The sequence below is a fragment of the Methylobacterium sp. J-076 genome, assembly GCF_022829405.1.
GTDB lineage: Bacteria > Pseudomonadota > Alphaproteobacteria > Rhizobiales > Beijerinckiaceae > Methylobacterium.
In genome coordinates, this window is sequence record NZ_JAKSXW010000050.1 from 1 (window position 1) to 21562 (window position 21562).

Below are 21562 nucleotides of genomic sequence, written 5' to 3' on the forward strand. Positions count from 1 at the left end.
CGGCATTCGAGCGATCGGCTGCACGCCCTGGCAATCCCCGCTCTGCTAGGGCATTGCCATGGCCCAGCGCCCCCGCCTCGACCTACGCCGCCTCGCCCGGGACGCCGCCGCGACCCCCGGCAGCCGCCGCACCGCCGGTGCTCCGGGCGGTCGGGCCGCCACGGGCTTGATGGACATCGTGCGCGGCCACCTCGACGCCCTGGTCGCCCTCCAGGCCGGCGGATTGACCTGGGATGCGGTCGCGGCCGGCCTCACGGCGCAGGGGTTCACCACCGCCGACGGCCAGCCGATCACCGGGCGCAATCTCACCGGCATCATCTCCAGCGTTCGGCGGCAGGCCGCCGCCCGCGCAGCCAGGGCGGAGGCGCGGGCGGCCCGGCCAGATCGGCCGACCTCATCGCATCCCGTACCGCCCCCGACCGGCTCGACCCCCCGGGCGTCACGGCTCGCACCGGAGCTCCGTCCGGATCGCGAGAGGCCAACCCCATCGGCCGCGGATGCGCCGCTCACCGAGGCGGAGATCCAGCACCTGCAGGCCGAGAAGCACAGCCACCTGTTCAAGAAGGACTGACACCCATGCCTCGCGTCCTCCTCGTCGCCCAGGAAACCGGCGGCGTCGGCAAGTCGACCGTGACCCGCGGCCTGGCGGAGGCCGTGCCGGACGCGCCGATCCTGGAGATCGAGTCGGTGCATCGCCTGACCGAGTTCAAGACCGCGACGGCCGCCAACGAACCCGGCGGCGTGCGCTACTTCGAGATGCGCGCCACGCGCGAGGCGATCGAGGCCAGCGGCGGCAAGGCCGCGCGGTCCGAGCTCGACGAGGTGATCAACGCGCTCTACGCGGTCGCGGCCCCCACCCTCGTCGACATCGGCGCCAACACCTCGGCGAGCCTGCTCGGGGTGCTGAGGGACGAGGCGCCGGAGCTGGGCAAGGCCGGGATCGAACTCGGGCTCGTGGTGGTGGTGGCCGCCGAGGCCGGCTCGCTCGCGGATGCGGGCAAGCTGCTGCAGGCCGCGCGGGACTGGACCGGTGCCCGGTTCGTCGTGGCCAACGGCGTGCGCGGCGCGATCGACCCGACGATCCTGGAGCGCGTGGTCGGCGACGCGGGGGTCACGCACCTGCGCGCCTTCGAGCTGGAGGATGAGACGCGCGGGGTGTTGGCGGCCGGTCAGCTGCGCGGCGTCGGACGGCTCGACCGGGCGGGCCTGGTCAAGCAGACCTCGCAGGCCAAGGCCGGGCGGATCCTGCGCGATCTCACCGCGTTCCGCCTCGCCGTGATGGAGGCGGTCAAGCCGGCGGCCCTGTGGCTGGTCGAGGAGGCGCCGGTCGCAGGTCGGGCCGGGACGCCGGCAGGGGGAGCCAAGCGTGCCCGCAACGCCTGAGGACGTGAAAGCCCGCCTCGCGCGGGCCGACCGCGCCGCGCGTGAGGCCGCGGCCGGGTTCGAGCGGGACAGCCGCGCCGCGCTCACCCGGCTGAAGACGCGCCCGATCCACGAGCGGTTCGCGGCCTTGGAGGAGGGCGCAGCACAGCTCCTGCCCGAACATCGGCGCGAGCTCCTGCTCTCGATCCGCGACCGCTCCGACGAGGCGGAGCCTAGCGTCCGGTCCGCGCCGCGCCACGCGAGCCGCATCGCGGTCTGGCGCGGGCGCCTGCCGTTCCACATGCACCGGCTCACCCGTGACGCCTTGCTCGCGCTCTGCCTCTTGCTCGGGCTGGTCCTGGCCTACCGCCGCACGCCGATCTCCTGGGTCGAGGTGCGGGGCGACCGGGATGTGACCGCCGCCTGGGTCATGCCGGACGGGCGATCCGGCGGGGACCGCCTCGTGGCGGGGCGCGCCTATGCGTTGATGCGGGACGCCGACGGCGTGGCTGAGCTGCGCGACTGGCACCCGAGCGACGGCTATGCCACGACCCGCGTGCCTTCGGATTGGCTGCGGACCCGCTCCGGACCATCACGCTGAGGTCCGGATCTCTCGATCCGATGCGGTTCACCGCGTCCGGCCGACCGGCGGTACGGAGGTGATCAGCTTGCGGAAGCGCGGATCGGTGTGCGCGACCGTCTTCTTCAGGCGCAACGGATGGCGCGCGTGGCCGCCGCTGTTGGGAAACACCAGGAGTTCGTCGCCCGGCATCGCGATCAGCGCCTCCTTGGTCATCAGGCGCGCGCCCTGCGACGCACGGGCCGTGGACGGCGTGCCCTTGGCATCGCCGGTCGGGGCCGTCCGGGTCTCGACGAAGGCGGTGTAGTCGCCGATCGACCGCGACCAGCGCTCGGCCTCATCCGGATCGACGGCCGGGACGTCGAAGACGGTGACAACCTCCGCGGTGTTAAGCAGCACGTCCGCTCCGGCCTCGCCGTAGAGCCCGACGAGTTGGGCGCGGTCCTGCCACATCGTCCAAAGGCTGGCGCCGTAGCCCGGCAGCTCGCCCGCCGCGGTGAGAAGCGCATCGAACCGGCCGAGTACCGCGGCCTCGTCGACGAAGATCATCAACCGCTCAGCCGGACGGTGGCGACGCACCGAGGCGAACAGGTCGGACAACAGCCAGCGCAGCAACGGGGCGAGCACAGTCTTGTACTCGGTCGGCACCGCCACGAACAAGTCGACGGCGCCGGTGGACAGCTCGGACAGCTGGAAGGTCGAGTCGCCGACGAGGTCGCGCAGGCGCCGGTCGGCGAGCCACTGGAAGGCCTGCAGGGCGGTGGATTTGATCGGGTCCTTGGTCTTGGGATCGGCCTCTAGGATCTCGATCGCCGCGTAGGCCGCGGGCTCGGGCCAGTGCGTGACGTACTGCTGCAGGAGGCCGCGGAAGCGGGCCTCGTCGGTTAGCAAGTCCTGAACCTCCACGACCGTGCACGCCTGCGGCTGACGCAGGGCGACCAACAGCGCACCGGTGATCAGATCGACGGCCCGGTTGCGGAAGTAGGCGGAGGCCTCGCCGTCACCGGAGGCCTCGGGCAGGAGCGCCAGCGCGGTACTCTGGAGGTAGAGGACGTCGTCCGGGTCGCGGCCCTGGAGCGGGTTCCAGTGGTCGGTGCCGCCGGCCAAGCCCATGGGATCGAGGCAGACGACGCGGCGCCCGAGCGAGCGGCGTCGTGCGGCCACGGAGCGGTAGACCTCGCCCTTCGGATCGAACACGACAGCGGGGCCACCCCAACCCTGCGGCTCGGGAAAAGCGAGATTGGGGATGAGCAAGCCCGACGTCTTGCCCTTGCGCGGCGGCGCGATGGTGACAAGCGTGCCTTGCACGGCGATGCGGACGGCACGGCCGGTCTCCGGATCACGGCCGAGTTCGAGCCCGTTGCGGAGCCGACCGCGCTCGGTTGCAGTGGCGAAGCGGGCCGAGCCGAACAAGTCGGAGGTGTCCCGCTTCTGTTTGGGTTTGGCGCGCCGCAGCAGCTCGGCTCCGAACAGGATCAAGAGGGGGAAGAAGGCGAGGAGTGGGGCTAGCGACCAGCCGTTGTTGGCGAATTCGGGCGCACGACCGATCAGCATGAGGTACGGCATCGCGAGCGCGTCACCGGCACGCACGGAGAATAGGGCCTCGAACCAGGCCCCGGGGCGCGTCACCTCTGCGGGCCAATACGCTGGGTCGAGCCCGTTCTGGATCAAACCCGCGACTGGGTAGGCCAGGAGCACGGTCGCGAGAAAGGCTGAGAAGATTATGCGCATTGCGGGTCAGTCACGAGAAAAGTAGACAGCATCGTTACAAGCACATCTTGCCCTTTGGGATCGATAACGGCATATCATTGCAAAGCAAAACGCTTAGAATAGATTATCTATAATTTAGAGATGCTAATTTTTCGAGATTTATTTTTTCTTTCAGCCAAGCAGCATTGAGTTTTTCTAGCCACAAGGGACGATGATGAGTCCTGAGATCATCAAATCTTAGGTGCATCGATGCGACCTCCGGATCGTTCAGAAAGGCCGCTTCGCACAGTGCAGCAAGACCATCAGCATCAAGGGCGTCGAATGCGTGGAGCACGCGTGTGGCCAACAGGCGCTGCTCGATGAGATCCGTCTCGGATCCTCCCAACTTCGCGAGGCGGACCTGACGACCCGCGTAGCGTGACACCGCCTCGTTGATACATGTCGTGACTGCGATGCTGGCGAAAGAATTCGGATTGTAGGCCAACATCTGAACCTGATGCCATGTGGGCAGCAGCACTATCCCGTCTCTTGCGAAAGACTCCAGTTGCTCAGGTTGCGGCATCGCGAGCCGGTTGCTCTCGAACCAGCGCGTGTCGGGCTGGTGGACCTGGAGTATGATATAGGTCGTCGAGCCCATCCGCCGGGCGAAAGCGTTCGCCGCAGCGACCCACTGAGGATGGCGTGCGTCGTCGATGAGGATGATGTCGCGCCCGGTCTTTGCTGGCATTGTCTGTTCAGGCATGACCCTGCACCTGCGGCTTGAGCACAACCACGCCCCGCGTCCGAAAGAGCATTTCGTCGGCCTCTGTCCAGATGGCCCCAAAGCCGCTCAGATCCTGGCCGGGACGTGCCGACACCACGTTATAGTTCTGGCGCACGAGACCAAGTTCTGACGCCCAGCGGACCTCGGCCTGCCGCACGTCGGGGTGGATCTCCGTGTTGACGATAAGTAAGTCCTTGAACAGCGCTCTCAGCAGTGCGCCTTTGTCCATGGGAGGCATAACGATCCTTGCACCCTATCTGCATGAACGATGACAGTCGCAATAAAAGGATCGTGTTTCTGAAACGGCGGGCAAATCGGTAAAATTGATATGATTTACTCAGTTCACATAATCTTTGAAGAGATCCAAATATTAATCAATATATAATCTTTAGATGCGCGTCGCCTCTCGCCTTGCATATTATTCAATATTTAGAGAGCTCTATGCCTGCAATGGTTAAGATATTTGCGAGCGCATAAATGTAATCGGGACCCATCGGGAAGTCATCTGGTGTTATTTTGCATTAATCCTTGGCGATCTCTATCGGTCTGGATTGAGAGAAACCGGTGATACGTGAACCTAGTCCCGGGCGCCGTGCCGCGTCTACTTAGGTCGCCACGACAGCAGGCATGGTAGATTGGCGCTCCAGGGTACGGTAAACGGTTGGCCGTGAGATCGAAAACAGCTCGGCCAAGTCGCTGATCGCGTAGTCGCCTGTGTCGTACATCCGGCGCAGCTCCTTCTGCTGGCGATCTGAGAGCTTGGGCTTCTTGCCCCGCAGCTTCCCCTTGGCGCGGGCCATCGCCATGCCCTCGCGCGTGCGCAGCCGGATCAGGTCGGCCTCGAACTCGGCGAAGGTGGCCAGGATGTTGAAGAACAGCTTGCCCATCGGATCGAGCGGATCGTGCACGCTGGCGCCGAGCTGCAGCTTCACGCCCCGTGCCGCGAGCGCGTCGCCGATCGCGCGCGCGTCTGGCACGGAACGGGCGAGCCGGTCGAGCTTGGGCACTACCAGGGTGTCGCCACTCCGGACCGCAGCCAGCGCCTGGTCGAGACCCGGGCGGGCCCGGTTCGTCCCGGTGAAGCCCTTGTCGGTGTAGATGCGATCGGCCGCCACCCCGAGCTGGACCAGCGCGTGGCGCTGGGCGGCGAGGTCCTGCTTGTCGGTCGAGCAGCGAGCGTAGCCGATCAGCACGTGCGTCATGCGTGGGGCTGTAACGTATAAGGTCCCCTCACCGCAATTTTTATCGTACCAATCGATTGAGACGCGGCCCGCGCAGGCATATCGAGCCTTTGTGCGTGGATCACCCGAGCGTCCGCTGACCGATCCCCTTGCGGACACAAAGGGGGAACCACGATGCAGCTCAGGGGAGCCAGCTTCTTGCGTAACTGACATTCAAAGTTCGTCCTGGCATGGATCGAGGCTTATGGCGTATGCTTATGCCCATGGCACACGATGGAGACGTCCCATGAAAGCGAGGGTGATGCCTGACGGGCGCGTGAGCTTGCCGGCCGATTTACGCAAGCGGCATGGTCTTGCTCGTGGCGGTGAGGTCATCGTCGAGGATATGGGCGACGCCATCGTGCTCCGGACCCTCGATCAGGTCGTCGCCCGGGCGCAGGCCTTGAGCCGTAGACTGGTCGGTGACACGGCAGGCGCGACCGTGGCGGATTTCCTCGCGGATCGCGCTCGTGAGGCTGAAGCCGAATGACGGGCGTCGTCCTCGACGCGTCCGCACTACTCGCGCTCTTGCTAGGGGAGCCGGGAGCGGATCGGGTGAAAGCCGCGCTCGACGGCTCGGTCATGACGACCGTCAATCTGGCCGAAGTCGTCAGCCACTACGCCAAGCTCGGCGCGGCGCGCGCGGAGATCGACGCGTTGTTACGCCCCTTGCCGATCCGGTGGGTCACCGTCGATGCCGCGCTGTCGTACGAGGCCGGCATGCTGCGCCCTCTCACTGTCGAGGGTGGTCTGTCACTCGGGGACCGATATTGTCTGGCCCTTGCCAAGCAGGAAGATCGGCCTGCCCTTACCGCCGAACGGCGTTGGACGACGATCGCCGAGGCCGCCGATGTTGTCGTCGAGATGATCCGCTGAGAGCCTTTTTAAATCGACAAAACGAATATGGGCCCCCGAATGTCATCGGTGAGTCGGTCAGACCCGTGCGAGGATGATGTTTGTTCAAGAATAGAAACGCTTACGAGTTTTCCTGAAAGAAATGACATTGTTTCAAATTCCGCCCGACCCGCTCCTTGTTTGTCGAGATGCGGACATGGTTCCGGCACACGGTTTGGCTCGAGCATATATTCCGGGATGCGGCCCTGTCGTACGCTCGGCAAGGATCTCTCGCGAGTGGAATTTGTTCGTGCTTTGCCCGGCATTGGCTGGCGTGCGGTGTCCCCGGAGCGTAAAGGCTGGCGTCTTGATTTCCGGGAGCACGCACTTGTAGATCTCAGGCCGATTAACGATGCCCTCCACCAATCCCGCCCATCACCTCGCGCGCCTTACGGATGCTGCCGCGACACTCAGCACGCCTGCGGAGGTCGCGGCATGGAGTACCGCGGTATCGGCCGAAATTGAACGCCTCCAAGCCAAGGGGATGCGGCTTCGCGAAGCTGCGCTCCGTTCGTCGAACCAACGCAGGATCGCCAAGGCCGATGGCTTCTGCACTGCCGTGGAACCCGAGTTGAACCGTGCCGCTGTCGCCGTGCGCGCGGTCAATACAATGTTCTTCGTCGATCCGCCGAGCACAGCGAGACATTAGCCGCAGGGTCTTATACAGAGTGCATCCCGGCGAAGCCTCCTTATGCTCGACAGCAAGGCCACGGCGGTTCTTACAGCTAAGACTTGACAGTTCAGTAATCGTGCCATGCTTCAGAGCGCCCCGCACGGCGACTTTCACGGGCGACATCGACGAGGAAGCGCCTCCCAGAAGACCGATCGTTTTTACAGAACGGAAACATCGAGAGGTTCCGTTGGATCGAACTTTCAAGCTCGACGATGGTGGAGAACGCCAGAGTGGAGCCCCCCTTGATCCAAGACGCGTTTTTGCCCCCGGTCACCGAACAGGATCGTCCGCATTGCCGCGGCGGTGCTACGGTGGCACAGGAGAAGACGAATGCTCGTCCGCCGGGTGGTGAGTGGTCCCCCGACCGAGACAGGGACGCCCCGACACCAGGCCTGGAGCCGCGGCTGTTCCCGTACATCTGGCGCCACTCGAAGCGCGACCAACTTGCCATCTGCATGGTCGTCCTGGCCTCGGTGCCGTTCTACTTCGCCTCCCTCGACCTGCCCAAGCGCATCGTCAACGACGCGATCATCGGCAAGGCGTTCGCCCACGGCGAGGCGACCGCGCCGTTCCTGAATTTCGAGATCGCGTGGCCTGCCTTCCTCGGTGGCGGTTGGACCGAGATTTTCAATGGCTTCCACGCCGACCGCCAGGGACTGTTGCTCTGGTTGTCCGGGCTGTTCCTCATCCTCGTCCTGATCAACGGTGCCTTCAAGTTCCGGATCAACCTGCAGAAGGGGGTTTTGGGTGAGCGGATGCTGCGCCGCCTACGCTTCCAGCTGTTCTCGCTGATGTTGCGCTTTACCCCTGAAACCCAGCGCGAGGTGAAATCCTCTGAGACCGCGACCATCATCCGCGACGAGGTCGAGCCGATCGGCTCCTTCATCGGCGACGCGATCGTGGTGCCCGCCCAACTCGGCACGCACGCCGCGACTGCGCTGGCCTTCATTCTGATGCAGAACGTGTGGCTCGGACTGGCCGCCGGCGCGATAGCCGGCGTGCAGATAGCCGTCATTCCTCGGCTCAGGCACGCGATCCTACGCCTCAGTCGTCAGCGTCAGATCGAGTCTCGCAACCTCGCCGGCCGTGTCGCGGAGGTGCTGGACGGGCTCGATGCCGTGACGGTCAATGACAGCGTCCGCTGGGAGAGAGCCGAGATCAGCGGCCGGCTCCATGGGCTCTATGACCTGCGCCTGCAGATCTATCGGCGCAAGTTTGCGATCAAGTACCTCAACAACCTGCTCGCACAGGTGACACCGTTCCTGTTCTATGCCGTCGGCGGCCTGCTCGCCCTTAAGGGCGAGCTCAGCATCGGCCAGCTGGTCGCGGTTTTGGCAGCTTACCGCGATTTGCCTCCTCCCCTGAAGGGACTGATCGACTGGGACCAGCAGCGCCTGGACGTTGAGGTGAAGTACGAGGCGATCGCCGCACATTTTGGTGCACAGCGCCTGCGGCTGGCCGATGCGACTCGATCGGATCTGCCGCAGGACCAAACCCGCGCCGTGACGTCGGATGGGCTCGTCCTGCGTGACCCGAAGGAGGGTCGGTCGGTGACGATCGCGGACCTGCACATCGCCCTGCCGGCGCAAGTCGGGCTTCACTCGCCCGGGACCGGCCTCGCGCACCAGTTCGCACGCGCACTTGCCGGGCTGCAATCACCTGTGGCCGGGGCGGTCTCCATCGGCGCCCTCAACCTTGTAACGGCCGGGCGTGCCGCACGAGCGCGGCGCATCGGTTACGCCGGCCGCGATCCGGTCCTGTTCCCCGGCACCATCCGTGACAACCTCGTCTATGGACTGCGCACAGCCCCACAGTCGGACCTGGAGGACACTCGGCCCCTGTTCGAGGCGCATCGCGCGGGCAACTCCCCAGACCCAGTGGACACGCAATGGGTCGACCTTGCCGCGCTCGGTGCGTCTGACACCCGCGCGCTCGACCTGCGGATGCTGGATCTGCTTTCCCGACTCGGCATGGATGAGGATCTCTACCGGTTCGGCCTGACCGCGACCTCGCGCTGCGAGGGTACGCCTTTGGGCGAGCGCATGATCGCGGCGCGCCGGCACCTGCACCGCCGGCTCGTCGCCACCGGCAAGACTGATCTCGTCCTGCCGTTCGACCTGGAGGAATACAACCAGCGCGCGACAGTTGCGGAGAACCTCCTGTTCGGCGTGCCTACAGATCCAGCCCTCGTTGGCCAACGCCTCGCGTCGGAGCCGCGCTTCCGCGCTGTGCTGGCGGAACATGGCCTGCTCAGAGACCTCGACCGTCTTGGCGTAGCGGTCGCTCGCACGCTCGTCGAGATCTCCCGGGGCCTTCCGCCGGGACATGCCCTGTTCCGTTGCCTCCCAGTGATCGACCAAGAGGCTCTACCCGAGATCGAGCGACGTCTCGCCGTGCTCGGAGATCGCGCGCTTCCCGATAGGCCCGGCGACGACGTCTTCCTCACCCTCGCACTGTCCTATATCGAGCCGTCCCACCGGCTCGGGCTGCTGGACAGACCGTTGTGCCGGCGGATCGTGGGTGCACGCGGACCGCTCCAGACGCGGCTGCATTCGGGAGGCAAGCCCGATATCGCGCCGTTCGATCCGGGCCGCATCAATATGCGCAGCTCGATGCTGGACAATCTCCTGTTCGGACGCATCGACACGACGCAGATGAACGCCGAAGTCGACATCCAAGAGCACGTCCGAGCCGCCGTGCGGCACTTCGGGCTTGAAGGCGACGTGCGGGTCCGCGGGCTCGACTACGGCGTCGGAAACCGTGGCCGGCTCCTCACGGTGCGGCAGCAAGCGTCGATCGAGCTTGCCCGTGCCGTCCTGCGCCAGCCAGATCTCCTCGTTCTGGACGGCACGCTGCGGCACCTTGAGGACTGTGCAGGCGTGATCGAGGCGCTCACGTCGGGCCCGCTCGCGCCTGAGAGTCTTCTGGTCGTGACGGACACAGCCGAGGAAGCGGCTCTATTGCCGGTCCAGGTCACGGTAGAACGATCCGGTGCTGTGCACGTCGCGCAAGCATCCTCTCCTGTGGTACTGGCCTGACGCGTATGGCTGGAAGAGCAGGCCTTCGCGTCGCTTGGCGTGGCCAGGACAAGCAGGGTGGGCCATCGTGCGACGTCGTCGGCGATGACATCCGAACTGCCGAGGCGGAGGGATATTGCAGCCGCCCCTCCTTTGTCCAGACTTCGCCATCGGTACCAGCCCCATCGGTATCCAGCCGAAGAGCCGGCGAACCTTACAGATCAAAGGCCCGGTCACGTTTTGAAGTATCGACGGCTAGGCACGCACGAGCAGTTTTCGTAGCGTACGGGTGCCGATGCCCAGCACACGCGCTGTGGCGCAGATGTCATCGGCCATGACGCGCAAGATTTCCTGAGCGTGGCGTCGGGTGATAGCTTCCAGCGAGCTGTCCGGCGCACCGCTGAGCCTACATCCGTCCGGTAGTTTGCGCAGGATCGCATCGATCTCGGCGGTTGCCGCTGGCCGAGCCAGGAAATCGGTCGCGCCCATGCGTAAGGCGGTAACTGCACCTTGGAAGGTGGCATAGAACGATAGGACGACGATGCGGGCAGCGGGATCTGCTGTGACGAGCCTCGGGATCAGGCTGACTCCGCTGCCGTCCGACAGCTTGTAATCGATGATGGCGAAGTGTGGCTGTTCAGCCGCGATGATCGCGGATGCCTCACCGAGAGATGAGGCCACCCAGACGTGGTAGTCCAGTTCGGCCAACTCCCGCCCTCGTTGCTCTCGGCTGACCGGATCCGCGTCAGCGAGCAGGAGGCATCCAGGCCGCTCATGCGCCGCCATCGGGCATGGAGATGTTCGTCCCACCCAATCCACCAAACCTTTATCCCGACGCACCCAGTTCAATCCTCCAGCTTGAGCCCCGCCAGCGGCTACGTCTTGCAAGCGACATTGCCCGTTCAGAAGGTGATGGATTGAAGGCAGATTGACCTAGGTATTTGTCGTTCCGGGCCGTGAGTGCGCGCGTCAGATGCGACTATAAATCGAACTTACTATTATCTATCTAAGAACATTTTGGCGACATCTTAAAATATCCGGAGTTGACCTGAACAGCGACCACCCGATGACAGGTTAGGCTTTGCCGCGCTTCCCAATCCTCGATCGTCAGATTGAGTGAATCCGGCCAGCTCTCCGCGGGTACATCCAGCACCAGAAGACGGTCCGTGACCGTGTAGAGGTCATGACGCAACTCCTCCAGTTGCGCATATGTCGGCTTGGGTATCGCCGAGATCGCGCAGCCCTTCGTCAATCGTGCCGCCCATTCGGCAGCTTGATCGTTCGCCTGGATCCTAGTCATGATCAGGGCCTGTCCTGTGTAGCTTCGCAATCATACCGCCCCGGAAGAAAAGCGGCATGCTGCGGGCGCCCCGAGCGCAATGCCAGGAAAGAAGCGCCGGTCGCGGGCGTCCAGACGATGCGCACGTGGGTGTTGATCAGGTTGGTGCGAACCAGAGCTTCGAGTTAAGCCCGGTCGAACATCCGCTCTTCTACCCCCGGAACTAGGTCGCCGCGGCAGCAACCGCTACCCACAGCGTCAGTCCAGGCGGATAGCCGTTGACCTGAGCAATCAAACTGGGACTGCGGTTTGTCATAGGAGCCTCGTGGTTCGGACCAAGGATCTCACCTGAAAATGGTTCGATCCAACGCATTTTTACGCTGACTCTGATCTGAAAATTCGATTAGATCTAAGCTGCTCGGTTCAGCGATGTGGACCTTCGGTTCCGCCAGGCCGAACGTCTCAGTGCTCAAGTCGAGGACCCGAGCCAGGATCCCACCCAAGGTGGCTACATGACCCTCGACCAACTCCGGATTTTCGTGGCGGTCGCCGAACGCGAGCACGTCACGCGTGCCGCTGAAGCGCTCAATCTGGTTCAATCCGCCGTCAGCTCGGCTGTCAGCGCCATCGAGGGGCGGCACGCCGTCAAGCTCTTCCACCGGGTTGGGCGCGGCATCGAGCTCACCGAAACAGGTCGCCTTTTCCTCGGGGAGGCGCGGGCCGTGCTCGCCCGCGCAGCGCGTGCCGAGCTGGTGCTGGCTGAACTCAGCGGACTTCGACGGGGCACGCTGAGCATCCAGGCCAGCCAGACGATCGCGAGTGACTGGCTGCCCCGCTACCTGGTCGCCTTTCGCCGTGCCTATCCGGAGATTACCCTCAATCTGACGGTCGGCAACACCACTCAGGCCGCGGCCGCTGTGCGCGAGGGTGGGGCCGAACTGGGCTTCGTCGAAGGCGCGCTCGACGATCCGGCGCTGACCAGCACGACGGTGGCCGAGGATCAGCTCATGCTCCTCGTCGCCCCTGACCACCCCTGGGCAAGGCGCAGTGAGCTGTCGCTGGACGAGCTTGCGGAGGGCAGCTGGGTGTTGCGCGAGCCGGGCTCTGGCACGCGCTCGGCCTTCGAGGAGACACTGGCCCAGCGCGGTTTCAACCCGACACGTCTGACGGTGATGCTTGAACTGCCCTCGAACGAGGCGGTGCGGTCCGCGGTCGAGGCGGGCGGTGGCGCGACCGTGCTCTCGGCCTGTGTGGCTGCGGCAAGCCTCAAGGCCGAGACGCTCTGTCATGTACCGTTCGACCTGCCGAAGCGGGCGTACCGGATGCTGCGTCACAAGGAGCGCTACCGCAGCCGGGCCGCCGACGCGCTCCTCGACCTGATCAAGGCCGCTCCTGCGAGAACGGCCTGACTGCTAAGGCTGTGGTTTCATGCTGGCGAGGTAATCGACGATAGCGGGCACGTCCGTATCGTCGATCGGTGCTTTGTAGGTGTGGATCATCTTGTTAACCGTCTCACTCCATTCAGTCCTGGAGCGCTTGGGTTGAGTCAGCACCATCGCGGCCGAGTGGCAGGCCAGACAGTTGTTGTTGATTGCCTCTGCCTCGTGGCCGCCCGGGAAGGTCCGGTCGCTCTGCGGCAGCTGGACCGAGACAGACTTGAACCGCATCGCCTCGCCAGCCAGGGCGGCTCCTCCGACGAGCGAGACGGCGAACAGCGCGGCGAGCGCGAGGCGGGGCAGGATCATCGGGGACATGCTCTGCTCCTCGCCTCAGGATGCCACGACGGGCGTGGTTTCGGCCACGCTGCGCATGAAGCCATTCGGATTCCAGGTCGGCTCCAGTGGCTGGGCCACGCCCTTCGTATTGGTGCAGCGGACCTTCAGTTCGTGCCGGCCAGCGATTAGGGCAGGAAGGCTCGCCTCGAAGCGACGGAAGCTGTAGCTGCCCTCGTCTTTGCCGAGAGCAGCGGCAAGCCAGCTCTGCCCGCCATCAGAGGAGACCTCGACGGTCCTCACCCCACAATCGCCCCCAAAAGCGATGCCCCGCAGATTGAGCGGAGCCTCGGCCTTCACCAAGGCGTCAGCCTTGACGTTGGTCAGCAGGGAACGCGGCACCATCCGGTTGATCGGCACGGTGGCGTAGCCGGTCTCTCCGGGCCGAACATTCGCGCCAGGAGTGGCGGGGATACGGTAGGCGGTCTTCGTCCAGAACTGCTCGTCAGCATGATCGAGCACCTCGATGTCGGACAGCATCTTGACCCAGTAGGTCGAGTACCAGCCTGGCACGACGAGCCGGAGCGGGAAGCCGTTGAGCAGTGGCAGCTGCTCGCCGTTCATCGCGTAGGCAATCATCACCTCGCCATCGCGGGCGTGATCGAGATCCAGAGACTTCTTAAAGTCGGGCGCGTCGGCGACCACAGGCTCGTCGAGGCCATTGAAACGCACCTGCACGGCGCCAGCCTTCACGCCGGCCCGGTCGAGCACGTCCTTGAGCCGCACGCCGGTCCAGAGCGCGTTACCCATGGCGCCGTTAGCCCATTGCGCGCCGGAGACACGCGGCTCGAACAGACCGCGCGAGTTGCCCGAGCATTGGTTGACCGCGGCGATCTCGAACTGCGGCAGGCGGGCGATCTCGTCGAGCGAGAGGGAGAGTTCCTTCTCGACATGGCCGTGGATCTTGAGGCGGAAGCTCGGGGCATCGACTTCGGTGGGGATCGAGGCCCAGTGCCAACGCACGTAGAAGCGGTCGTTGGGGGTGAATACACCCTGGTCGAACACCTCGAACGGCGTCTCCAACAAGGGTGGGCGGGTGCGCTGCAGGATCATCGACCCCTTACCGGGAAACCCCGTGGTGAGGTCGCGCGCGTCGGGGCCGCCGGGCAGCGGTAGCCTGACTGAGCCAGTGGCCCAGGCAGGCGCGGCGGCACCGAGGCTGCCGAAGCCGAGACCGGCGAGGACTACACGACGTGACAGGGCGTGGTGGTTCAAGGGTGTTCTCCGCCTTGCGGGCGCGGCGCACTGAGCACCCGCACCACGATGTGCAAGGGATATCTTCTCTACAGCGTGTCTTCCAATAGAATATTCTTATATTTTTAATCGATTTTATAGATCATTATTCTCGTCGATCGAGGAGCATCTACGGGCTGGTACTGGGCACAGTGTGCTTCCCTTCAACGCTCCGCTGGTCGCTACATGCCACGACGCAGCCAGTATCGGTAACCTCTTAAGAGGTGCTTTGGCACTCGCTGCCAACTCTGTAACTAGGATTGCCAGCATAGTTAATCTGCTATTATTCGCAGTTATGGCGAACATCTATCGATATCTGACTTAAAAATCCGCATCATATAAACGTAGAGTCAGTAAAAGCTAGGAGATCGGAAGTCTTACCTTCGAGATACCGGCCAGATCTTCGCGGAGGTCTATGGTTGAAACCACGGAGGCTGCGTGCCGCTCGGCACCGCGTTCGGGTGGGCGTCAGCTAGGCAAGGCAAAGCCGCTCATGCTTAGCTGGGCTAGAGTCCCCACGCGCTGGCGTTCCGGTAGAGCATGTACCCCGCTACCGCGAAGATGACCCCGGCAAAGATCCGATTCAGGAGCCTCTTTTGGTTGGCCAGCCGGCAGGCCAGCCGCATGCCGATGAAGCCTCCGATGAGGCCCCCCGCGATGAACTCCGCGGCCACGACCCAGTCCACCAGGCCCGACAGCGCGTAGGACGCCGCCGTGGCCAATCCGAAGGCCCCCACGGCGAGGAGCGACGAGCCGACCGCGTTGATCATCGGCATGCCGGTGGCGAACAGGAGCCCCGGCACGATCAGGAAGCCGCCGCCGATGCCGAAAAACCCCGACAGCATCCCGACGGCCAGGGCCGAGGCCACGACCTTCGGCACCGACACCGGCGCATGCTCGTCGGCAGGGCCACCGTCACTTGCCGGACGCAGCATCAGGCCGCCGACCACGACCATCAGCACGGCGAACAGGAACAGCAACCTCTCTCCGTCGAACGCCTTGCCAAGGGTCGATCCGACGAGGGCCCCGAGCACCCCGACAAGCGCAAAACCCGCCGCGCAGCCCCATCGGACGTTGCCGGCCTTGGCATGGCCACCGAGGGTCATGAAGGCGTTCGCCGACACCGCCAGCGCCCCGGTCCCGATGGCCAGGTGAGGTTGGGACATCCCGACGACGTAGAGCAGAAGGGGCGTCGCCAGGATCGACCCGCCGCCGCCGATCAGCCCGAGCGTAAAGCCGACGCCACCCCCAGACAGCAGGGCGGGAAGCGCGCTCACCGTCGGACCTCGCCGGTTCGTGGCGTCATGCCCGGCGTGAGACGAAACAGAACCATGCCCGCGAGCATCGCGACGACGAACACGCCGATCGAAGGCAGGCCGAGGGTAAGCGCCGCCAGTGCCGGACCGGGACACAGGCCCACTAGGCCCCATCCGATCCCGAACAGCGTTGCGCCGCCGACCAGCCGGGCGTCGACGGTGCGTGTCGTCGGGATGTCGAACCGCGGGGCCGTCGCCGGTTTCCCCATCCAGGCCGCCATCACGTAGCCGAGGGCGGAGACGCCGACCGCACCGCCGAGGACGAAGGCGAGGCTCGGGTCCCATGGCCCCGCCACGTCGAGGAACCCGAGAACCTTGGCCGGGTCCATCATGCCTGAGATGGCGAGACCGAGGCCGAAGAGGAGGCCGGCTAAGAGGGCGACCGCCAGACGAAGGGCGCCGGTCATGTGCCGATCCCATGACGGACAATGAACACCGTCACTGCGGCCACGACCATGAAGACGGCCACCGCCGTAATCGAGCGCGGCGATAGCCGGGCTATTCCGCACACCCCGTGCCCGCTTGTGCAGCCCGACCCGAGGCGGGTGCCGTAGCCGACGAGGAGGCCGGCCGCGATCAACATCGGCCAGGACGCCTCCATCCGGACTTCGGGCCAATGCCCGGCCTGCATCCGATAAAGGATCGGGCCGAGAAGCAGGCCGACGAGGAAGGCACCGCGCCAAAGGGTGTCGCGTCTGGATGGTCCAAGCAGACCGCCAGCGATGCCGCTGATGCCTGCGATCCTCCCATTGCCCAGGAGCAGGACGACGGCGGACGCGCCGATGAGGAGGCCACCCACGAGCGGCGACAGGAAGGCGCTCACGCCCGACTTCCGACCAGCCCGAACATCGCGGCCTGCTGAGGGCGGGGGCGTCCGGCAGGTGCCGCCCGCATCGCGGGCAGGCTGTCCGGCGCGGCCGAGTAGATCCGGCGAAGCTCGTTCAGCACCGCCACGACCCTCGGTTCCGTGACGCGATAGAAGACGGACTTGTGCTCCCGCCTGGTCGAGACGAACCCGGCCTCTCGGAACTCGCCGAGTTGTTGCGACAGGGTCGGCTGCCGAATGCCGAGTTCGCGCTCGATGTCGGTGACCGAGCGTTCGCCCTCCAGCAGGAGGAAGGCGATGCGCAGCCGGTTGGGGTTCGCCAGGACCTTGAGCGCGTCGCCGATCCGAAGCGTGAGCTCCTCCGTCAAGGGGCGGTCCTCCCGAAGGCGTCGAGGGGGATCTTGAGGTAGCGCTTGCCGTTCGCCTCCGGCTCGGGGAGCCGACCGCCGCGAATGTTCACCTGCAGGGCGTGCAGGATCAGCTTCGGCATCGGGAGGGTCGCGTCGCGGGCCTTCCGGACGGCCACGAACTCGTCCTCCGTGCCCGCGGCGACCATGTGCGTGTTGGTCGCCCGCTGCTCCGCGACCGTACTCTCCCAACGTGGCTCCCGGCCACCTTGGCCGTAGTCGTGGCCGGTGAAGACACGGGTCCCGTCCGGAAGCGCGAGGATGCGTTGGATCGAGCGCCAGAGCCTCGCGGCGTCGCCGCCGGGGAAGTCGCAGCGCGCCGTCCCGGAGTCCGGCATGAACAGCGTGTCGTGGACGAAGGCGGCGTCTCCGACCACGACCGTGATGGAGGCGAGCGTATGTCCCGGCGAATGCATCACGCGGGCGTCGAGTTCGCCGATCTGGAAGGTCTCTCCGTCGGCGAAAATCCTGTCCCACTGCGAGCCGTCCGTGGGGAAATCGGCGGGCAGATTGTAGATGCCCTTCCACAGCGCCTGGACGTCGACGACGTGCTCGCCCGTCGCCGTCGGGGCGTCGGTGGCCTCCTTCAGGTACCGTGCCGCCGAGAGGTGGTCGGCATGGGGGTGGGTGTCGACGATCCACTCGACCCGCAATCCCTCGCCATGGACATAGGCGAGGATCGCATCGGCCGATCGCGTCGAGGTGGTCCCCGCCTTCTCGTCGAAGTCCAGCACAGGATCGATGATGGCGCAGCGGCGCGTCACCGGGCACGACACGACGTACTGGACGCTGCCGCTGGTGGCCTCGTGGAAGCCCTGCACGACGGGTCTGGGATCGGGGCCGGCCATGGTCATGCGCTCCCCAGTCGGTAGTACCAGTCCGACGCCCCGGTCTCGGGCTGGGCCGTGATCTCGTCGAAGGTGAGGGGCGGTGCGACGATGACGGGGTCGCCCGGCATCCAGCCCTCGGGGGTCGAGACGTCGGCCGCGTCGGTCGCCTGGAGGGCCGCCACCAGGCGCAGGACCTCGTCGACGCTGCGGCCCACGGTCATCGGGTAGGACACCGTCGCCCGGACGACGCCCTGCGTATCGATCACGAAGGTCGTCCGCACCGTGGCGCTCGACGTCGCGTTCGCCGGGAGCATGCCGTAGGCCCTGGCGATGCCCATCGCCGGGTCCTCCACGATGGGGAACGGCACGCGCACGCCGAAGCGATGCTCGATGCTGTGCTTCCAAGCGAGGTGGGAGGACAGGCTGTCGACCGACAGGGCGAGCAGGTCGCACCCGAGCTCCCGGAAGCGGTCCGATGCCTTCGCGAAGGCCACGAACTCGCTGGTGCAGACCGGCGTGAAGTCGGCCGGATGCGAAAAGAACACCAGCCAGCGCCCTCGGTACATGTCGAGCGAGCGCTCGCCCATCGTCGTCCTCGCGCGGAAGGGAGGCGCCACGTCACACAGGACGGGCGGGCCCGCGGCATTGACCACGTCAGGTCGGACGATGTCGCTTTCTAAATTCATGAAATGACGTATCCACGGCACAGATCCATCGATGACATGACAGTGCAGGCCCTTGCGCGCCCTGTCAATATATGTTCGTCTTGTGACTTAGAAGTCGATATATATTAATATATATTGATCGGATCGATCACTGCCCGCCCGGAGGTATCCATGGACGCGAAACGGATCACGCAGGACCTCTCCGTCTCGGGGCAGCTTGCGCCGAGCGAGGTCGGTGCCATCGTCGAGGCCGGCTTCCGCTCGATCATCTGCAACCGTCCTGACGGCGAGGCCGCCGACCAGCCGGCCTATGAGGAGGTCGCCACTCAGGCTCGCAAGGCTGGGCTGGAAATGACCTACCTGCCTGCCGTGTCAGGCGGCATCACCGAGAACGATGTCGCCGCCTTCACCGAGGCGATGCGCACCTCGCCGAAGCCCGTGTTGGCCTACTGCCGGACCGGCACCCGTTCGGCGACGTTGTGGTCGCTCGCCGAAGGCCGGCGTGGTCGTCCGCTTCCGGACATCCTCGCGGCGACGAAGGCCGCTGGGTATGACATGGCCGGCTCCGCCCGGCGCATCGCGGCCGGGAGGCGCTCGCCGAGCGACGATGGCGGGACGAGCTATACCGTGGTCATCGTAGGGGCCGGGGCGGCCGGCATCGCTGTCGCCGCGAGCCTGAAGGTGCGCAAGCCCGACCTCACGGTCGCGATCATCGACCCGGCGGACGTGCACTACTACCAGCCTGGTTGGACCCTGGTCGGATGCGGCGTGTTCACGGCCGACGAGACCGCCCGCACGATGGGGTCGCTGATTCCCGAGGGAGTGCATTGGATCAAGGCCGGCGTGGCGGCCTTCGAGCCTGACCGTAAGGCGGTCGTCCTGGAGGACGGCCGCGTCGTCCGCTACGACCGGCTCGTCGCGGCCCCGGGCCTGAAGTTGAATTGGGATGGGATCAACGGGCTCGCGGGTACGCTTGGGCGGAATGGCGTCACGTCGAACTACCGCTACGACCTCGCGCCCTACACTTGGGAACTCGTGCAGGGCCTGCGGAAGGGGCGTGCCGTGTTCACGCAGCCGCCGATGCCGATCAAGTGCGCCGGTGCCCCCCAGAAGGCGATGTACCTCTCGGCCGACCATTGGCAGCGGGCCAGCCTGCTGGGCGACGTAACGATCGATTTCTTCACAGCCACGCCCACTCTGTTCGGGGTCAAGGAGTACGTGCCGCCCCTGATGGAATACATCGAACGCTACCGGGCCGGCCTGCACCTGAGGCACAACCTCACGCGAATTGATGGGCCCGGCCGTCGGGCCTGGTTCACCCGGACCGGCGTGGACGGCGCGACCTCCGAGGTCGAGACGGACTTCGATATGCTGCATGTCGTGCCGCCGCAGCAGGCCCCGGACTTCGTGCGGGCTTCGCCCTTGGCCGACGCCGCCGGGTGGATCGAGGTCGATCACGCCACCCTCCGTCACGCGCGCTTCCCTGATGTCTACGCCCTGGGGGACGCTTGCAGCGCCCCCAACGCCAAGACCGCCGCGGCCGCGCGCAAGCAGGCACCCATCGTGGCGCACAACCTCCTGCATGAGATGGGCTTCGTGAAGGAGCCCGAGGCCGTCTATGACGGCTACGGCTCATGTCCGTTGACGGTCGAGCGGGGCAAGATCCTGCTCGCCGAGTTCGGCTACGGCGGCAAGCTCCTCCCAAGCTTTCCGTCTTGGTTCATCGACGGCACGAAACCGAGTGCTATGGCTTGGTTCCTCAAGGAACGCATGCTTCCGCCCATCTACTGGAGCGGGATGCTCAAGGGCCGGGAATGGATGGCCAAGCCGAAAGCCGCCGCCTGATCCGCCACCGCACCACGAACATCGGAAGGAAGATGCCCATGAGACACCGGACGTTCACCGTGGCCCTGTCGCTGTTCGCCATGATGGCAGCTCCCACCCTGGCAGCTGGTGAGGTACCAGACGGCGACCCCTGCGAGGTGCTCGTGGCCAATACGCGCGCCATCGTGCCGGGCGCAGTGCTGCGCGCGCGGCCGGTCGGCGTCCTGCTGATGCAGGACGAGCACGGGACGGACGAGAAGATCGTCGCCGTGCCGGCCGCGCGCCTGACCCGCTGCTACGATGCCGTGCGCGACCACACCGACCTGCCGGAGATCACGCGCCAGCAGATCCAGCACTTCTTCGAGCACTACAAGGACCTGGAGCCCGGCAAGTGGGCGCGGATCCTGGGCTGGGACGGCCCGGCGGCCGCCCGCCGGATGATCCGCGAGGCGATCGAGAGCGCCAGTAATCCCGCTTCGGCGGGATCGGCCTGACGAAGCAGGATCGGTCAGGGCCGCGTCGCCATCCCTGCGCGGCCGGACCGCGCGAGGGCGACAGCAGCGAGGCCGAGAAGGGCCGCAGAGGCGAAGAGGCTGTACAAGCCGACCCAGACGTATCCGCCTCCGCCCAACGCCCCGCCGCCCGCGAAGGCGCAGAACAGCAGGCCCTTGCGCACCGCCACGTCCGTGAGCGCCGCGCGCCGCCCGAGGCCGCGCCGTGCCAAGGCGCCGAGCGCGTCGCCGAGGTCGGTCAGCGTCCCGGTGACGTGGGTGGTGCGGATCGTCGGTCCGAGCAGGCGTGAGCTCGTCGCGTTCTGGAGGCCCATCGCGAAGGCCATCGGCGCCAGAGCGAGGATCGGTTCCGGTGCGGCGGTCAGCAGCGTCGCGGCCAGGGCGAGCAGCAGCCCTTCGACCGCGAGCAGGCCCGCCAGAGTCCGCCGGGCCGCCCGCGCGGCGAACGCCTCGGCCACGAAGCCGCACAGCGCGGCGCCGGCGACGAAGCACAGGATCGCGAGGATGCCGAGTGCCACCGGGCCCATGTTCGAGAGGGCGTGCGCGACGGTCTGCGAGGTCGTGCCCGACATGTGCGCCGTGTAGCGGCCGAAGGCGAGGATGCCGGTGGCATCCGTCGCGCCGGCGATGCCGGCCAGCAGGGCGGCGAGCCAGTCGATGCCACGCAAGGTGGGGAGTG

At 65.8% G+C, this 21562-nt stretch carries 25 protein-coding genes; 10 read left to right on the forward strand and 15 right to left on the reverse strand.

Annotation, left to right across the window (positions count from 1 at the left end; all coding sequences use genetic code 11):
* The first annotated feature begins 58 nt into the window (after positions 1-58).
* From MKK53_RS03660 to MKK53_RS03670, 3 genes are read left to right on the forward strand one after another with little or no spacing between them, the layout of a single operon-like run.
* On the forward strand, positions 59-571 hold the full coding sequence (locus tag MKK53_RS03660) for a hypothetical protein (RefSeq protein ID WP_007568946.1): 513 nt from the start codon (positions 59-61) through the stop codon (positions 569-571).
* A gap of 5 nt (positions 572-576) precedes the next feature.
* Entirely contained in the window at positions 577-1383 is an 807-nt protein-coding gene (locus tag MKK53_RS03665) for a chromosome partitioning protein (protein WP_230368351.1), read from the forward strand.
* Positions 1367-1963 (forward strand): hypothetical protein, encoded by a 597-nt coding sequence (locus tag MKK53_RS03670; RefSeq protein WP_007568949.1) that lies wholly within the window; start codon positions 1367-1369, stop codon positions 1961-1963. Before MKK53_RS03665 ends, MKK53_RS03670 begins: the two co-directional genes overlap by 17 nt.
* A 27-nt stretch (positions 1964-1990) precedes the next feature.
* Here the strand turns inward: MKK53_RS03670 and MKK53_RS03675 are convergent, their stop codons facing one another.
* From MKK53_RS03675 to MKK53_RS03690, 4 genes are all read right to left on the reverse strand, one after another.
* On the reverse strand, positions 1991-3532 hold the full coding sequence (locus MKK53_RS03675) for a type IV secretory system conjugative DNA transfer family protein (RefSeq protein ID WP_243927028.1): 1542 nt from the start codon (positions 3530-3532) through the stop codon (positions 1991-1993).
* A 244-nt stretch (positions 3533-3776) separates the two neighbouring features.
* A complete protein-coding gene (locus MKK53_RS03680; RefSeq protein ID WP_007568954.1) occupies positions 3777-4394 on the reverse strand; it encodes a hypothetical protein in 618 nt (205 codons plus the stop codon).
* On the reverse strand, positions 4387-4644 hold the full coding sequence (locus MKK53_RS03685; RefSeq protein WP_039904500.1) for a hypothetical protein: 258 nt from the start codon (positions 4642-4644) through the stop codon (positions 4387-4389). Before MKK53_RS03685 ends, MKK53_RS03680 begins: the two co-directional genes overlap by 8 nt.
* Before the next feature lie 376 nt (positions 4645-5020).
* Positions 5021-5617: a recombinase family protein gene (locus MKK53_RS03690; RefSeq protein WP_007568958.1), complete on the reverse strand. Its 597-nt coding sequence runs from the start codon at positions 5615-5617 to the stop codon at positions 5021-5023.
* 265 nt (positions 5618-5882) lie between these two features.
* Between MKK53_RS03690 and MKK53_RS03695 the strand changes: the two genes are divergently transcribed.
* From MKK53_RS03695 to MKK53_RS03710, 4 genes are all read left to right on the forward strand, one after another.
* Positions 5883-6125: an AbrB/MazE/SpoVT family DNA-binding domain-containing protein gene (locus tag MKK53_RS03695; protein ID WP_043075148.1), complete on the forward strand. Its 243-nt coding sequence runs from the start codon at positions 5883-5885 to the stop codon at positions 6123-6125.
* Positions 6122-6511 carry a type II toxin-antitoxin system VapC family toxin gene (locus tag MKK53_RS03700; RefSeq protein WP_007568961.1) on the forward strand — a complete coding sequence of 130 codons (390 nt, stop codon included), beginning with the start codon at positions 6122-6124 and terminating at the stop codon, positions 6509-6511. Before MKK53_RS03695 ends, MKK53_RS03700 begins: the two co-directional genes overlap by 4 nt.
* 370 nt (positions 6512-6881) lie before the next feature.
* Positions 6882-7178 carry a hypothetical protein gene (locus tag MKK53_RS03705; protein WP_128755108.1) on the forward strand — a complete coding sequence of 99 codons (297 nt, stop codon included), beginning with the start codon at positions 6882-6884 and terminating at the stop codon, positions 7176-7178.
* Positions 7179-7444: 266 nt separating this feature from the next.
* The gene (locus MKK53_RS03710) at positions 7445-10240 is read left to right on the forward strand and encodes an ABC transporter ATP-binding protein (RefSeq protein WP_234742495.1); all 2796 of its coding nucleotides are present in this window, start codon (positions 7445-7447) and stop codon (positions 10238-10240) included.
* Positions 10241-10474: 234 nt separating this feature from the next.
* Here MKK53_RS03710 and MKK53_RS03715 read toward each other — a convergent pair whose 3' ends face one another.
* Together MKK53_RS03715 and MKK53_RS03720 are read right to left on the reverse strand one after the other, a co-directional pair.
* A complete protein-coding gene (locus MKK53_RS03715) occupies positions 10475-11005 on the reverse strand; it encodes a response regulator transcription factor (protein ID WP_043075147.1) in 531 nt (176 codons plus the stop codon).
* 220 nt (positions 11006-11225) lie between these two features.
* Positions 11226-11519, reverse strand: a complete 294-nt coding sequence (locus MKK53_RS03720) for a hypothetical protein (protein WP_234742497.1) — start codon at positions 11517-11519, stop codon at positions 11226-11228.
* A 491-nt stretch (positions 11520-12010) separates the two neighbouring features.
* Here MKK53_RS03720 and MKK53_RS03725 point away from each other — a divergent pair, with 491 nt between their 5' ends.
* Positions 12011-12907 (forward strand): LysR family transcriptional regulator, encoded by an 897-nt coding sequence (locus tag MKK53_RS03725; protein WP_043075146.1) that lies wholly within the window; start codon positions 12011-12013, stop codon positions 12905-12907.
* 3 nt (positions 12908-12910) lie between these two features.
* Here the strand turns inward: MKK53_RS03725 and MKK53_RS03730 are convergent, their stop codons facing one another.
* From MKK53_RS03730 to MKK53_RS03765, 8 genes are all read right to left on the reverse strand, one after another.
* Entirely contained in the window at positions 12911-13252 is a 342-nt protein-coding gene (locus MKK53_RS03730; RefSeq protein ID WP_007568969.1) for a hypothetical protein, read from the reverse strand.
* Between the two features lie 15 nt (positions 13253-13267).
* On the reverse strand, positions 13268-14485 hold the full coding sequence (locus MKK53_RS03735; RefSeq protein ID WP_007568971.1) for a molybdopterin-dependent oxidoreductase: 1218 nt from the start codon (positions 14483-14485) through the stop codon (positions 13268-13270).
* 524 nt (positions 14486-15009) lie between these two features.
* Positions 15010-15780, reverse strand: a complete 771-nt coding sequence (locus MKK53_RS03740) for a sulfite exporter TauE/SafE family protein (protein WP_007568973.1) — start codon at positions 15778-15780, stop codon at positions 15010-15012.
* Positions 15777-16226, reverse strand: coding sequence for a YeeE/YedE family protein (locus MKK53_RS03745; protein ID WP_007568975.1), 450 nt, complete (start codon positions 16224-16226; stop codon positions 15777-15779). The genes MKK53_RS03740 and MKK53_RS03745 overlap by 4 nt, the downstream gene beginning before the upstream one ends.
* The gene (locus tag MKK53_RS03750; protein ID WP_007568976.1) at positions 16223-16642 is read right to left on the reverse strand and encodes a YeeE/YedE family protein; all 420 of its coding nucleotides are present in this window, start codon (positions 16640-16642) and stop codon (positions 16223-16225) included. Before MKK53_RS03750 ends, MKK53_RS03745 begins: the two co-directional genes overlap by 4 nt.
* The gene (locus MKK53_RS03755) at positions 16639-17013 is read right to left on the reverse strand and encodes an ArsR/SmtB family transcription factor (protein ID WP_007568978.1); all 375 of its coding nucleotides are present in this window, start codon (positions 17011-17013) and stop codon (positions 16639-16641) included. The genes MKK53_RS03750 and MKK53_RS03755 overlap by 4 nt, the downstream gene beginning before the upstream one ends.
* Positions 17010-17906, reverse strand: a complete 897-nt coding sequence (locus MKK53_RS03760; protein ID WP_085985826.1) for an MBL fold metallo-hydrolase — start codon at positions 17904-17906, stop codon at positions 17010-17012. The genes MKK53_RS03755 and MKK53_RS03760 overlap by 4 nt, the downstream gene beginning before the upstream one ends.
* Complete coding sequence (locus MKK53_RS03765) at positions 17903-18568, reverse strand: peroxiredoxin (RefSeq protein ID WP_043075144.1); 666 nt, start codon at positions 18566-18568, stop codon at positions 17903-17905. The genes MKK53_RS03760 and MKK53_RS03765 overlap by 4 nt, the downstream gene beginning before the upstream one ends.
* A 150-nt stretch (positions 18569-18718) precedes the next feature.
* Between MKK53_RS03765 and MKK53_RS03770 the strand changes: the two genes are divergently transcribed.
* Entirely contained in the window at positions 18719-20392 is a 1674-nt protein-coding gene (locus MKK53_RS03770) for a bifunctional protein tyrosine phosphatase family protein/NAD(P)/FAD-dependent oxidoreductase (protein WP_007568984.1), read from the forward strand.
* Positions 20299-20865 carry an inorganic diphosphatase gene (locus tag MKK53_RS03775; protein WP_409564264.1) on the forward strand — a complete coding sequence of 189 codons (567 nt, stop codon included), beginning with the start codon at positions 20299-20301 and terminating at the stop codon, positions 20863-20865. Before MKK53_RS03770 ends, MKK53_RS03775 begins: the two co-directional genes overlap by 94 nt.
* A 14-nt stretch (positions 20866-20879) precedes the next feature.
* Here MKK53_RS03775 and MKK53_RS03780 read toward each other — a convergent pair whose 3' ends face one another.
* Positions 20880-21551 carry a YoaK family protein gene (locus tag MKK53_RS03780; protein ID WP_052311458.1) on the reverse strand — a complete coding sequence of 224 codons (672 nt, stop codon included), beginning with the start codon at positions 21549-21551 and terminating at the stop codon, positions 20880-20882.
* Positions 21552-21562 lie beyond the last annotated feature (11 nt).